This is a genomic window from Rickettsia endosymbiont of Halotydeus destructor (genome assembly GCF_049278075.1).
Taxonomy (GTDB): domain Bacteria; phylum Pseudomonadota; class Alphaproteobacteria; order Rickettsiales; family Rickettsiaceae; genus Rickettsia.
The window spans coordinates 296,813-310,987 of sequence record NZ_JAPNPB010000001.1 but is presented as its reverse complement, the minus strand read 5'-3'; the positions used below and the strand labels follow the sequence as shown (position 1 = coordinate 310,987).

The window sequence follows — 14,175 nt, the reverse complement described above, 5'->3', positions numbered from 1 at the left end:
TTATTTACTTTGTTTATTTTTACAACCAAACTTAACTTTCGCATCCTCTGCCATTTTTTTAGACGTTGCAGAACGATTAGTCGGAAACTCTTTATCAAGTTTTACAAGTATGTTACAAGCTTCTTGGGTTTTCTTTAATTCACCAAGTGATAGTGATAATTTTAGTAAAGCATCAGAAGATTTAGGACCTTTTTGCGATTCCTTATAACATTTTAAATAATTAATTGCCGCCTTGTTAAAATCCTTGCGTTTAAAAAAACTTTCACCATACCAAAAATAAGCATTACTAATTACTGCACTTTTTGGATAAGTATTGATAAAAGCAGCAAATTTTTTCTCGGCTTCTGCAAAATTGCCATCTTTAAAAGAAGCAAGAGCTAGATCATAAGCCTGTTTGTCGGTTATTTCTACATTTTTTTTGCTTTCTACAGGAATTTGAGAATTAGGGCTATTATTTATTTCTTCTAAAGTTGATACATCAAATACATCAGGAGCAGAATCAACTTCTGCTGCTTGGTTAATGCTTTCATCAGATTTTATAATATTTGACTGATTTGTGATTATTCCAATTTTATGTTCTAAAATTTCAATCTTCCCTAGTAAGCGCTGAATTTCTTTTTCTTGCTCATCTAATCTACTTTCATAATCGTTATTTACTACAAAATTTAAGCTTTTACTTTTTATTGCCTGGCTATCTCCAAATGCGTAGAAGGGTAATAAAACAGTAATTATTAATGTAATTATTTTCATATATTTTTTATTTTTTTGATGTCGTTCTAGCAATGGTGTCAATTTAAAGAAAACGGTTGTCACGCCGTGGCTTGGACCACGGAATCCAGTCTTGTTGTCATCCTGAATTTATTTCAGGATCTACTAAAAAGATGCGGCAAACTTGTTCAGCATGACTTTTTTCTAGACCCCATGGTCAAGCCACGAGGTGACCGCTCTTAACTCTTCATCCAGGAGCAGTATACCAAAAAATTTCTATTATTCCATATTTTTTTATACTTCCATACTTCCGTCACAGAAAAAAGTCAAAGTTACCGTTGTTCCTTCATTTATTTTACTTTCTAAATTAAACTTACCATGCATAAGCTCAACTAGCTTTTTTGTTAAGGGCAATCCAAGCCCCGTACCTTCATATTTTCGACTAAGCTCACTATCAATTTGCCCGAATGCCGATAATGTTTTCGGTATATCTTTTTCTTCAATACCGATACCAGTATCTATAACTTTTATATATACAGATTTTTCTGGCTCATTTTGTTCAATATTTATTGTTACGCTCCCGCCTGCATTAGTAAATTTAACTGCATTTGATAAAAGATTTAATAATACTTGTTTAAGCCTCTTAGGGTCAGCTTTTATAATAATATGATCCTTTGGCAGGTTATCAATTAGTGTTACTCCTGCTTGATCCGCCCTTGGTTTAACAAGGGTTATTGAAGAGATTATTAATTTATTTAAATCGAGATCGATATTATCTACTTTTAATTTATCGGCAGAGGCTTTAGAAAGGTCTAAAATATCGTTAATCATTGCAAGTAAATGTTTACCGGCATCATTAATATCTTTTATATAATTACTATTTTTCGTAATGTCTTTTTCTGACATTAAAATCTCCGAAAAACCTATTATGGCATTAAGAGGGGTACGCAGTTCATGACTGATATTAGCAAAAAACTTAGTATTTGACGAGCTAGTATTTTCTACTTTAATTATCTCAGCTTTTAAATTCCTATTTGTTGTAAGCTGCTGATCTATAATCTGCCTAGCATAATTAGTATTACTAATTATTATCGTACAGAATATTATGAAAATAATGATAAATGTTATAAAAACTTTTTTTTCAAGTTCTAATATATTTGCCCATTGAGCAGTAATATCAGTATTAATTTCTAATACGCCGTCCACTGGAAAATTATATACATCTTTATCTATTATAGGGATATAGCTTGTAACAAAAGAAGCTTTTGTTATTGTATTATTACTTTCATTTTCTATTATTACTTTAGGTAATAATACATGGCTTGTAATTCCTTGAAACACTTTATTAAGTGTATCACTCGCAATAAATTCTCTTAAAAAATATCTATCAATTTTTGTAGTAATTATTTCATATAAATTATCGCTTCGGTAACGTTTTACACTATACATATTAAGCAGATTACTAGTGATAAATTTATTACCTTTAAGATCGTATAAAGAAATATTAGCGTTAAGGTTAGTAAACCAGTTAGCAGAAGCGCTAGCAAATTCAATAAAATCTTGATCTTTTAATAGACTCATATACCCAACGTTATGCAACTTACCTGTTGCTATTGGATGAGCATTCCAAATATTTTTTATGTAAAGTTCGGAAATTTGATTATTCTCTGCGGCAACTTGCTTTAAGATCATTTCCTTTATCATAAAATAACGATAAAGCATTATATTTATGATAATATTAAGAAATAATATAATGAATGACAACCTTACTATATATTTATTTTGGTTCATTATATTTGATCTTTTTGTTGTAAAGATTGCCTTAGGGCATTGGCTTACGGCGTTTGTCATTCCGTGGCTTGACCGACGTTGTTGCATGGCTCTTAAAAGCGCTCGATGTCATTCTAGCTAAAGGCGGGAATCCAGAAAAAGGTAAAATAATTTAAGCTTTTAGTTGTAAAATTTATAGTGTTACACCTTTTAGTTTCTAGATTCCCACCTTCGTGGGAATGACATCGGAGAATTTGGTATAATTTCCGAGCTATGCAACAACACCGGCTTGACCACGGAATCCAGTCTTGTCGTCATCCTGAATTTATTTCAGTATCTACTAAAAAAGATGCTGAAACAAGTTCAGCCTGACAAAAGTTAGAAAGTTTGGATTCCTGCCTTCGCAGGAATGACATAGAGCATCGAGTATACTTACTTACCCTCAATTTTTGTATTTAACTGACTATTCTGATTATTAATAATTAATCCTTTAATTACATCATAAGCCCGTGCAAATTGATAATCTTTTTTATATAATTCTGATAATTGCTCCTCTTCTGATTTATTATTTTTCTTTTTTGTTTCTTTTTTACTATCTTTATTTTTAGATGAATCAGACTTTTTATCATTATCTTTTTCCTTATCATTTTTTAAATAATTTTTTAAAGAACTTTCAGAAAAACGTATGTCCAACTTTTTTTCTTCCGTATATTCAATTTTTTCTGGTTTTATAATAATGTCCGGTTCAATACCTTCTGCTTGAATGGAACGACCATTTGGCGTATAGTACTTAGCAATAGTAAATTTTATAGCAGCTCTTGGGCTAATTTGCATTAGTGATTGAACTGATCCTTTGCCGAAAGATTTTGTACCCATTAATAATGCTCTCTTATGATCTTGCAAAGCACCAGCTACTATCTCTGATGCAGAAGCAGAACCACCATTTATTAAAATTATTACGGGTACTTTCGGAGCTTTTGATGAAAATCTATTAGCACTAACTTTACTATTACTTGCCTTAGTTCTTCCTTTAGTTGTAACGATTATTCCGGAATCAATAAAATACTCACTAACAGCAATAGCTTGCTCTAATATACCACCTGCATTATTACGTAAATCTAATATAATGCCCTGAATATTATCTTTACTTTCAGTTTTTAATCTTTTTACAGCATCTTTTAATTCTGAAATCGTTAATTTATTAAAAGTGGTTATACGAATATAAGCAATATTACTTTTTTCTAAATGCGCTTTTACCGGCTTTATCTTAACTATTTCACGAGTAATTTCTATTTCTTGTGGTTTAGGCTCTTCTTCTTTAATCACTAATAATTTAACTTTACTGCCAGACGGTCCTCTCATCGTTTTTACAGCTTTATTAAAACCTAAAGAAGAAACTAATTCATCATTTACTCCAACTATATAATCACCAGCTTTAATGCCCGCTTTATAAGCAGGCAAATCATCAATTGGCGATATTACTTTAATGGCGCCGTTATCATACATTATTTCAACACCAATTCCACCAAATTCACCTTCGGTAAAAGTTAATATATCTTCTAAATCTTCACCGGTAAAATAGTTTGAATGAGGATCAAGAGAACTTAACATACCATTAATTGCCTCATCAATCATTTTTTGCTTATCAGGAACTTGTACATAATCTTTATCTACCAACTCAAATACTTCTTGAAACTGTTTATAACCTTCTTGATCAGTTATGATATTTTTGACTTCTTCCTCTTCTTCAGCAAAAGCAGAAGTGATATTTGCGATAAAAAATAATAGTAAAATTAAACGTAAATACATAATATTCCAAATATAATTAATTATAGGATGTTACTCCTGAACTTCGATGTCATTCCAGCTGTTCCCTATGTCATTCCTACTGCCCCTTATGTCATTCCCGCCTTCGCAGGAATGACATAAGGGATAACAGGAACGACATCGACAACCACAAAGCTAAATATCCAGGTTATTTATTATTTTATCCATTTTAACTAAAGCTTGCTCATAGATAAATTGAAAACGCTTTTCTGGCTTCTTGCCCATTAAATCATCTACTATTTTATCAACATTCTTAAAATTTTCCAGAGTAACTTTTATTAGCGATCTTTTTTCAGGATTCATGGTAGTTTCTTTTAACTGGGCAGGCATCATTTCGCCAAGACCTTTAAACCTACCGATTTCAATTTTAGCTTTACTGGCTTTAGATAATTTAGCTATCATGCCAGTTTTTTCGTCTTCATCGCCGGCATAATGAGTTTTGTTAGATTGAGTTAAGCGATAAAGCGGCGGCTTTGCTAAATATAGATGCCCCTCCTCTACCAATTTAGGCATTCTAAGAAAAAAGAACGTCATTAAAAGCGCGGCTATATGCGCACCATCAACATCCGCATCGGTCATGATAATTATCTTTTCATACCGTAAATTTTCGCTACGATAATTTTTCAAGCTACCGCAGGCAAGCGCTATTTCTAAATCCTGAATCGATTGATTATTAACAATTTTCTCCACGGTGGAACTTGCAACATTTAATACTTTTCCCCATAAAGGAAGTACGGCCTGAGTTTCTCTATTCCTCGCCTGTTTAGCAGAACCCCCAGCCGAATCGCCTTCTACTATAAATAATTCCGTACCGATCGGCGAAGTTCGTGTACAATCGGCAAGTTTACCAGGCAAACGTAATTTTTGAGTAGCGGTTTTACGAGAAATATTTTTTTCATTTTTCTTATTTATACGATATTCGGCTATATTAATAATATGCTCAACTAGTGCAGTTGCAGCTGTCTTATCACTACTAAGCCAATGATCAAAATGATCTTTTATCATATTCTCAACGATTTTACTGACACCGTTTGATACTAGCTTTTCTTTAGTTTGTCCTTGAAATGACGGTTCAGGGATAAAGATCGACAGTACTATTAAAGCGGTTTCCAAAATATCTTCGATTGTTATATTAGCGGCTTTCTTATTACCGACCATCTCACCATATACTTTGAGGCCTCGTAATAAAGCACTTTTTAACCCCTGTTCGTGAGTACCGCCAAGAGGGGTCGGCACCGTATTACAATATGATTGGATAAATGCTTGTTGTTCACTATTTTGCCAACAAATTGCCCATTCAATTTTTGCTCCTCCTTGTTCTCCTTCCGTATTCCCCGAAAAAATATTAGGAGTTATTAAATCTTCAGTAGTAATTTTTGAGGTTAAATAATCTTTTAAACCGTTTGGGAAATTTATTAAAGCCTTGCTCGGTATATCTGCCGTTGTTTCAAGTTCACATTCCCATTCGATAGTAACACCGCGATATAAATAAGCTTTTGAACGAGCAAGTTCGTAGATTTTTTTAGGATTAAAATATATATTCTCACCGAAAATTTCAGGATCGGGAACAAAGCTTATAGCTGTACCTTTTAGTTTTTTAAGTATATCCTCACATACTAATTCCGTTAATTTTTCTCCTTTGGAATATGATTGCTTATACAATTTTCCTTGTTGATAAACTTTTACTTCTAAATATTTTGATAAAGCATTAACTACTGATATGCCAACGCCGTGCAATCCGCCAGCTGTTTGATAGACGTTACTTGAGAATTTGCCGCCGGAGTGCAGCGTAGTTAAAATCACTTCCAATGCTGATTTATCAGGAAATTTAGGATGGTTGTCTATAGGTATCCCGCGGCCATTATCCCAGATAGTAAGACTATGATCTGCATGCATTTTTATAGCGATAACATTCGCAAAGCCGGCAACCGCTTCATCCATAGCGTTATCCAGCACCTCGGAAACTAGATGATGCATAGCGGTACTATCAGTACCACCTATATACATCCCTGGTCTTTTCCGAACAGGCTCAAGACCTTCTAATACTTCAATATCTTTTGCACTATAAGAATTGATGATTTTAGTTTTTTTTTCGTTGTTAAAACTGAAAAGATCACTCATATATTGGTAAATTTGATTGTATACTCGCATGATTTCGAGAATTGAATTTTATTTTGAGAGGTGACTGCACGCAGCATACAACTTAGTAGGGAGTACAGGAATCCTCGATAAAATGAAAGAGCAATTCTTGAAATCAAAAGAGTATAATTTTTTGAATAAATTAAACTATTCTCCTAAAGAAAGCAAGCGTTGCGTGGATTAATAAAAGCAGCATTCTGTTATTCCCTCTGCCTCTTATGTCATTCCCGCGAAAGCGGGAATCTAGACTTTTTTTCTATGCTGAAATAAATAAAGTAATGACTATTTTTTCTGGATTCCCGCCTCCGCGGGAATGACACCGACGCCCCACAACAGTGTCTTCTTACAATGACGATATTAACATTCACCACCCTTTAGCTTTTGTTAACATACAGGTAATATTGTTGTTATTTCTTGCTAAAGCAATGTCTAGAGCATTTTGACATTCGGAATTAAGGGCGGAAATTCTAATACCACGAATTACTAGAAATTTTGCTAAATAATAATTATCGTTTTGAGCGGCTACGGTTAAAAGCGTTTCGCCTCTTTTGTTCTTGTCTTGTAAAATCGGATAAACGTCAAGTAATGCTCTTAACGAAAAAAGATTATTTTTTTTCACCGCCGTAAAAGCATTTTGTATTGCATCACAATAAGATAAATTTGAATAAATTATTGCCTTTTTGTTTAAATTATCATCATACTTAATGAAATTATTTACCGCTTCTCGTCGAGTAGCATTTGCTAGCCATTCTTCTTTTTTCTGTGCTAATTTTATGTAAGAATACATATCCATTTGTTCTAATTTCGCCTGATCCGTTAATTTACCCAAAACTATATCGTCATTAGGTAAAAGCAGCATCTGCGTTTCATCTTTAGCAAATTTCGTAGCTGCACTGGACATTACGTTAGACTCAATCTCTTCTGCCGGCTGAGTAGGTGTAATTTTTTTGTCATCAATCGGTGAGGAAGTCAATTGTTGTACTTTTTGAGTTAAAACGGGTGAAGGAGTTGATTGATTTTGAGCAATAGAGACTACCCTAACCGGTTGCAGTGGCGCATCCCAATCTTCTTTTACGTCAGCAGGAGAGGCTGTTTGAGTTGTAATGGCAGGATTTGCTTCAGGCATAGATGAATTAGGCAGAGAAGGCGTTTGCGGCGGCGGTATATTTACAGGAGTGGACGGCGGTGTAGTTATTAACGGCGGAGGTACGTTAGGCGTTATAGGTAAAGCTTGCCCTTTAGAGGAATTTGTCTCATCGGTGGATTCAGTTGCCGGCACGACTTGCGGCGGTGAAACTGGACTATCTACCGGAGCAGTAGGCGTTGTAGTGGTATTTACTGCCTTAGCATTTACAGGAGAATTAATTATTGGCATAGGCGTAGGCGGAAAGCTAGGAACCGGCGGCGGCGATGATACCGCTTGAGGCGCTACTGTAGGAGGATTTACTACTGCCGGCGGAGGCACGCTTACCATTGGAGCTGGTACGTTAGGTGTCATAGGTATAGGAGTAGCTTTAATATTATTAGATGCTAAATTTATATTAGTAGGAAAATCATTAGGAGATTTTAATTCGTGATCTACATTGTGTGATGCGGCGGTAGGTAGTTTAGCGTCCCCAAGATCAATAAACGGCTCTAAATTTTCTCCTTCCGCATTATCTTTTTCCGGCTCTTCATTTATATTAGTAATATTTGTCTTACTAGCTAATTTGTTTTCTTTTTCTATAGTTTGAGGGGCAGGCGAAACTTTCGGTTTATAAAAAAATTGTTTTATTTTAGCAAATGTTGATAGTTCTTGCGGTTTTTCATTTACAGAAACGGCGGACTCCGTTTCTTGAATAGGTAAGGGCGGCGGCGAACCTGGAGGTAAAGGCGGCACTGCATAGCTTTGTACCGTAAGCAATAATATATTGAAAAATAATATCTTGTATATTTTACTTAACATATACCCCTATTAATTTATTTTTTAAAAGTACTTTTGAAGTCATCTCTGCATGGATCATAATTACCGTATTATGGTTATTACAAGTACAATGTCATGCCATGGCTTGACCGGCGTTGTTGCATGGATCGGTAAAACTTATTCGATGTCATCCCGCGCAGGCGGAGATCCAGAAAAATAACTTCAATATTGATATAGAAGTTACATATTTGACAAAATAAACCTATAAAAAACAAGTTTTTTATAGGTTTTACTGGATTCCCGCCTACGCGGGAATGACATAAAACGATTCACGCAATAATGACATCACAGCCTTATTTTTTATTATTCGGTATCAATTTTTTTATTTCACGTTCTACTAATTGTTTTACCAGTGTCGGCAAGTTCTCGTTCAGCCACTTACTTAACTCCGGCCTTAACATTTCGATTATTAATTCCTCAAGAACATTTTTTGGAGAAGTGACAGCCTCTAAATGCTTATCTTTTATTGTATGCGCAAAATTCTTTAAAATATTGCTGGTTTCTGCAGCAAATTTCGGTGATATTAAAGGCTCTTCGTTAGTAGAATTAAATTTATCTTTAGTATTCAGCGATTCATTCGATTCCTCTTCTTCTTTATCGTTCATTATTTCCGTTAATTCAAGTATATCTTCATCATGCTCGGTATTATTTAATTGCTTACGTTCGTTAATTACACCCTTGATTGATTTGAGTATTTCCTCTATCGACATATCTTGAGTTTTTTTATCTTCCTTATTCACTTAAAAACCTATAATAAGTTTCTTTTTAATATTTTTAAACTCATCTTCAGGACTGAAATATTTTACTTTAAGCTTTAAGCTTTTAGCGGTTAATTCACCTGTTAAGGACTTTATCTGATAGGCTGCAAGTATGGAAGCTTTATAGGCATCAACACGTGATGTTTTTGCCTCATATAATTTATCTTCGGCACTCAAAACATCTAATACTGTTTTAGAACCGACTATTTCTTCTTGTACTGTTCCGTCATATGATATTTGCGCCGCCTCTACTCCATGATTAGTAGAAATAATGCGGGATTTTGCTGCCGCAAATTCTTCCCAGCTACTTATAGCGTCAGCCTCAACTTGTTTTATCGTATTATCAAGTTGAATTGCCGTACTTCTAGTTTGATTCTTTGCTTTTCTAATATCTGAATATTCTGCCCCTCCTTTCGAATAAATAGGTATCGTAACAGAAAGAGTCGAGGTTGTGCTTCTATTATTAATGTTATTATTCCCAAGGTCTTCCGGATTATAATAAGCTTTACCTGTTTGAACGCTAAAGCCTACTTGTGGTAATAACTTGCCTTTTAGTACCATTTCTTGCGCTTTATTAGCATGCACGCTATGCCTTACCGAATCTATCTTAGGGTTTAGCTTAATAGCTTTCTGTATTAATTCATCTGAGGAAGTTGGTAAATTTTCAGGCAAAGGAGGCATTTTTATACCGCTTGGTTCCATACCAAATGATTTAGTAAATGCAGCTTTTTTTGATTGAAAATTAGCATAAGCAATCAGTTTGTCTGTTTCTGCTGCAGCAAGACCAGCTCTTGCCGTCGCCATATCTATTTCAGTTGCTTCGCCAAGCCTTAATTTCTCTTCGACTGTCCTTACTTGCTGAATATTAGTACGCAGACGACTTTCAGAAATTTCATATTTTTCTTTAGTTTCATAATAATTAAGATAATCATTGATCAAACTTAAAAGAATTTTTTGCTCCTGAGCATAATAGTCACCCCGCGCTGCTCTAAAAGCAGATTGTGCTGATTTAAGCGCAGCTACACTAGAACCGCCGTTAAATACCGGTTGCTCTATTTTTAATGCTCCTTGCTGACTATCCACATCTCGTGAGGCTCGGTTAATAAGTTGACTATTATATTTATTTTTAGTATTCGCTCTACCCGCTTCTAACGAAGCTCTAGGCATAAAGCCGGAGAAAGCTTGTGGAAATTCCTCAATTTCATTTAAAAATTTAGTTCTAATAGATTTTAAATCATCATTATTATTATACCCCGATATTAAAGCTTCTTCTAAATTAATAGTAAAAGCCGAGGAAGCAAAAGATAGGATGATGATGAATAGAGTTAATTTACGCATAAATCTCTTTATAAATAACTTAAGATTAAGGAATTTTGCTCCTCTCTGCAAGATATAGATGTTTTAAAACTAAAAAATACAGATTTTTGTAGCAATGCCAGCACGTAATATAACAAAAATTAATGGTAAGAGCAATATAACTATGTAAGAGGTTTTACATTTTACTTTATTAACGTTAGGATTTAAGTTAAGTATTAAAGCCTGTAAACAAATTGGAGAGATTATGGCCCAGTCATTTATTAGTTTAACCCAACTTACTAATTTAACTGAAGAACAAAAGGTACAATTGCAAAAACTTTCTACTAAAGCCTATAATGTCACCAAAGCTTTTGGCTTGAATCTAAAAGATTTACAAAAAAAATTACAGGATATTTTAAGAGCTTCTTTATTAGAGCTTTCAAAGACGGAAGAAATAAATCCCGAAACAATAGAAGCACTTTTTAATAACACTATCGGCAAAGCTCAGGATGCCTTATTAGAAACTATAGAAAATACTTATCAGGAACAACTTAAAACAACGGATATTTTTCTATTTGATGGTGCTGTTGCAGAAAAAATTTTAGACGTTCTTCAAAAAATTCTGGAATTTGAAAAAAAGTTAGATGAGATGTATCCCGGAACTTCTAAAAAAATTATTGAATCGTTAGAAACCTTATTAATCGGTGTTATTTCTACACAATCACCGTTAGTCGGTATTTTTATAAAAATGAGCGGGGTTTTTGATAAGATAAATAATGTTATTGATCATAAGAATCTATTACCTAAAATAAAAGAATGGCGCGGACAAATTCAAGCAATACAGACAAAACTAGCAGAAGATAAAAAACTTGGGCCTATTTATGAAAAAGCAGAAAAAACAGCCGAGATTGCAGAGGAAATTGAAGTAGCGCCGCATAAGGTGGCTAACTTAAATTTAGGTAAAGATTCATTAGAAAAAGTAAATAGTGAAGTTAAAAATAGTACTCAAAATAAAGATTCATTAAAGAAGGTGATAGAAGTTGCAGCAACACTTCCTACTAGTACAAAGGAAGTGGAAGAAAAAATATCGAAAATGAAAACTGATTTGGAAGAAATTATTCCTGCAAACATTAATAGTGATAAATTACTGGCTGTAAAAAAAACTATTTCAGATACTTTAACTAAAACAAAAGAAGAATTGCTAAAAGTTGTTAATCCGCAAACTTCTTTTGCTGAAAAAATATCCGCATGTTGTAATGCAGCTGCTAATGTTAAAGAAATCGGTGAAAAATTAAAAACAACGTTAGAAACATCCCCAAGTGGAAAAACTTTAGTAGCAACAGTTGAGAACACTATTAAAAAAAGTATGGAAGCTATACTACCTAAAGGGATTAGTAATTTTAAAGATTTAGCTCCTGCGATAAAAAATATAGTAGGCATAACTCAGACTATCCTTGCAGTAATATCTAAAATACAAGTGCCAGGTCAATCTAGAGGCAAAGCTTAAATCAAATTAATCAAGAAGGAACAACAATGCTAGATATCAATATTTTAATAGCTATAACAATATTATTACTACTAATAATATTTCTAATTTATAAAAAAATCTCAACTCGTCGAGATAATGTTAATAAGGTAGAAAATACTGCTGATATTACAACACCCCTAGGAATTAATAATAAAAAACAAGAATATAAGAAACTTACCACGCAAGAAAGAATAGAATTATCCTGGAAATTTTTATATGCCATTACAGATATGATTATTAATAAATTTTCCAAAGAAGATGTAGAAAAAGTACATGAATGCGGTCATTCATTACTGAATAACGGCGGAAAATATGAGCATGTAGTTGATCTTGCTGCAAAACAGGCAAAATCTCATGCTCAATCTGCTGAACAAAATTTGAAAGGACAAAATTTAGGAGTGTAAAACACTGACTTTTATCATGCTGAACTTGTTTCAGCATCTACTGAAAAATATCCTGAAATAAATTCAGAATGATTATTGTTTAGATTGCCACGTCGCTACGCTCCTCGCAATGACGTTCACCTATTCACCTGCAAATCTAGGCTCTGTGCACCTAATTAAAATAAATCTAATTTTGGTTCTTTTTTGTTGCAAATTATAAGATTTTTTTGAAATATGAATAACTATTCCTACAAAAATCTTATTAATTTTCACTAAAAATTAACTCAAAATTATAATAATTCAATTAGGTGCACAGAACCTAGAAACTTTTAAGATAAATATTTTTCTTTATCTAAAGTACCTTCGCTACTATCAATAATCATAGTAATTGTCGCATCACCCGTAATATTAATTGTAGTACGCAACATATCAAGTATCCTATCAATACCAGCAATTATAGCCACCCCTTCTATAGGTAAATGAACAGACGAGAGAACCATAGGTAACATTATTAAAGAAGCTCCCGGAATACCTGCACCGCCGATAGAGCCAAGCGTGGAGGTTAAAATGATAACTAAATAATCATGAGGCGCAAGTGTTACTCCCATCATTTGGGCAAAAAATATGGTAGTGAGGGATAAATTTATAGCGAAACCGTCCATATTAATAGAGGCTCCAATAGGCAATATAAATGAGGTGCTTGCCTCAGATATCCCTAAACGTTCACGGCAAACCTGCATTGTTGTTGCAAGCGTAGCTTTACTACTTGAAGTAGAAAAAGCTAAAATCTGATATTCTAAACTTTTCTTATAAAATGGCAGCGGTGATACTCGACAAAATATATAAATCAACGCCCCGAAAACCAAATACTGGAATATCATTGCTATGACTACTGCTACCACCAGTTTTGACAAGCTCACCATAACTTCTATCCCTTGCGTACCGACTATCCAAGCGGTTAAAGCAAAAGCTCCGTATGGCGACAGCTGAATAACAAATGAAATCATCTTCAAAATCATTTTCGACATTAAATGAATTAAATCTATAATCGGTTCAGCAGTAGTACCCATTTTATTTAAAGTAACACCAGTAAATATTGCAAAAAATACGATTTGTAATACATCCGCTTGAGCAAAAGCTCCTATAGCATTGTCCGGTACGATGCGTACGAAAAAATCAAATATATTAAAAGAAGAGGTTACCACTGAAACATTCTGAGAAACGCCGAAATCTATATTAACTCCATGCCCTGGTTTTAATATAAGAGCTACCGCAAGCCCGAAAACCGTTGCAAAAAAAGTGGTTCCTAAAAACGCTAACACTGCTTTCATCCCTACCCTACCGAGTGCAGACGAATCTTTCATACTCGTTATACCCGAAACCAGGCTAAAGAAAATTAACGGCGCAATGATCATTTTAATCAGGCGTAAAAAAATATCACCTACCGGCTTAACGTAAGAAACATAGTTAGATAAATAAATACCGAATATAATCCCTAAGATTAACCCTAGGGTAACTTTTTTCCATAATTTCATACTATACTTATTAAGTTTTAAATCTTTAATTTGTCGATGTCATGCTTATACCCTATGGTATTGTTGTAAGCTGCGGTAAAAGTACTCCGATGTCATTCCCGTGAAAACGGGGTGTTATTGAATGGCTCGAAAATTATACCAAATTCTCCGATGTCATTCCCGCGAAGGCGGGAATCTAGACTTTTTTTGTCATACTGAACAAGTTTGCCGCATCTCTTATAGTAGATCCTGAAATAAATTCAGGATGACTATAATTTTCTAGATTCCC

10 protein-coding genes are annotated in these 14,175 nt (G+C 33.9%); 2 read left to right on the top strand and 8 right to left on the bottom strand.

The annotated features are described in order from the left end of the window. From ybgF to OTR29_RS01335, 7 genes are all read right to left on the bottom strand, one after another. On the bottom strand, positions 1 to 750 hold the full coding sequence (gene ybgF / locus OTR29_RS01365; protein WP_422228871.1) for a tol-pal system protein YbgF: 750 nt from the start codon (positions 748 to 750) through the stop codon (positions 1 to 3). Positions 751 to 1,002: 252 nt separating this feature from the next. Beyond that, positions 1,003 to 2,499 (bottom strand): sensor histidine kinase, encoded by a 1,497-nt coding sequence (locus OTR29_RS01360; RefSeq protein WP_422228870.1) that lies wholly within the window; start codon positions 2,497 to 2,499, stop codon positions 1,003 to 1,005. A 411-nt stretch (positions 2,500 to 2,910) separates the two neighbouring features. Beyond that, positions 2,911 to 4,287 carry a S41 family peptidase gene (locus OTR29_RS01355; protein ID WP_422228869.1) on the bottom strand — a complete coding sequence of 459 codons (1,377 nt, stop codon included), beginning with the start codon at positions 4,285 to 4,287 and terminating at the stop codon, positions 2,911 to 2,913. A 153-nt stretch (positions 4,288 to 4,440) separates the two neighbouring features. Next, positions 4,441 to 6,426, bottom strand: coding sequence for a DNA topoisomerase IV subunit B (gene parE / locus OTR29_RS01350; RefSeq protein ID WP_422228868.1), 1,986 nt, complete (start codon positions 6,424 to 6,426; stop codon positions 4,441 to 4,443). Positions 6,427 to 6,808: 382 nt separating this feature from the next. Beyond that, complete coding sequence (locus tag OTR29_RS01345; RefSeq protein ID WP_422228867.1) at positions 6,809 to 8,389, bottom strand: hypothetical protein; 1,581 nt, start codon at positions 8,387 to 8,389, stop codon at positions 6,809 to 6,811. A gap of 311 nt (positions 8,390 to 8,700) precedes the next feature. After that, positions 8,701 to 9,147: a DUF2497 domain-containing protein gene (locus OTR29_RS01340; protein WP_422228866.1), complete on the bottom strand. Its 447-nt coding sequence runs from the start codon at positions 9,145 to 9,147 to the stop codon at positions 8,701 to 8,703. Next, the gene (locus OTR29_RS01335; protein ID WP_422228865.1) at positions 9,148 to 10,503 is read right to left on the bottom strand and encodes a TolC family protein; all 1,356 of its coding nucleotides are present in this window, start codon (positions 10,501 to 10,503) and stop codon (positions 9,148 to 9,150) included. Between the two features lie 223 nt (positions 10,504 to 10,726). Between OTR29_RS01335 and OTR29_RS01330 the strand changes: the two genes are divergently transcribed. Next, positions 10,727 to 11,968 (top strand): hypothetical protein, encoded by a 1,242-nt coding sequence (locus tag OTR29_RS01330; protein ID WP_422228864.1) that lies wholly within the window; start codon positions 10,727 to 10,729, stop codon positions 11,966 to 11,968. Between the two features lie 26 nt (positions 11,969 to 11,994). Next, positions 11,995 to 12,393, top strand: a complete 399-nt coding sequence (locus OTR29_RS01325) for a DUF2660 domain-containing protein (protein WP_422228863.1) — start codon at positions 11,995 to 11,997, stop codon at positions 12,391 to 12,393. 308 nt (positions 12,394 to 12,701) lie between these two features. Here the strand turns inward: OTR29_RS01325 and OTR29_RS01320 are convergent, their stop codons facing one another. Continuing rightward, entirely contained in the window at positions 12,702 to 13,907 is a 1,206-nt protein-coding gene (locus tag OTR29_RS01320; RefSeq protein WP_422228862.1) for a dicarboxylate/amino acid:cation symporter, read from the bottom strand. Between the last annotated feature and the right edge of the window lie 268 nt (positions 13,908 to 14,175).

Excerpts from the sequence above, each read along its gene's own strand:
- ybgF (WP_422228871.1), bottom strand. The coding sequence starts at position 750 with ATGAAAATAATTACATTAATAATTACTGTTTTATTACCCTTCTACGCA.
- OTR29_RS01360 (WP_422228870.1), bottom strand. The coding sequence starts at position 2,499 with ATGAACCAAAATAAATATATAGTAAGGTTGTCATTCATTATATTATTT.
- OTR29_RS01355 (WP_422228869.1), bottom strand. The coding sequence starts at position 4,287 with ATGTATTTACGTTTAATTTTACTATTATTTTTTATCGCAAATATCACT.
- parE (WP_422228868.1), bottom strand. The coding sequence starts at position 6,426 with ATGAGTGATCTTTTCAGTTTTAACAACGAAAAAAAAACTAAAATCATC.
- OTR29_RS01345 (WP_422228867.1), bottom strand. The coding sequence starts at position 8,389 with ATGTTAAGTAAAATATACAAGATATTATTTTTCAATATATTATTGCTT.
- OTR29_RS01335 (WP_422228865.1), bottom strand. The coding sequence starts at position 10,503 with ATGCGTAAATTAACTCTATTCATCATCATCCTATCTTTTGCTTCCTCG.
- OTR29_RS01330 (WP_422228864.1), top strand. The coding sequence starts at position 10,727 with ATGGCCCAGTCATTTATTAGTTTAACCCAACTTACTAATTTAACTGAA.
- OTR29_RS01325 (WP_422228863.1), top strand. The coding sequence starts at position 11,995 with ATGCTAGATATCAATATTTTAATAGCTATAACAATATTATTACTACTA.
- OTR29_RS01320 (WP_422228862.1), bottom strand. The coding sequence starts at position 13,907 with ATGAAATTATGGAAAAAAGTTACCCTAGGGTTAATCTTAGGGATTATA.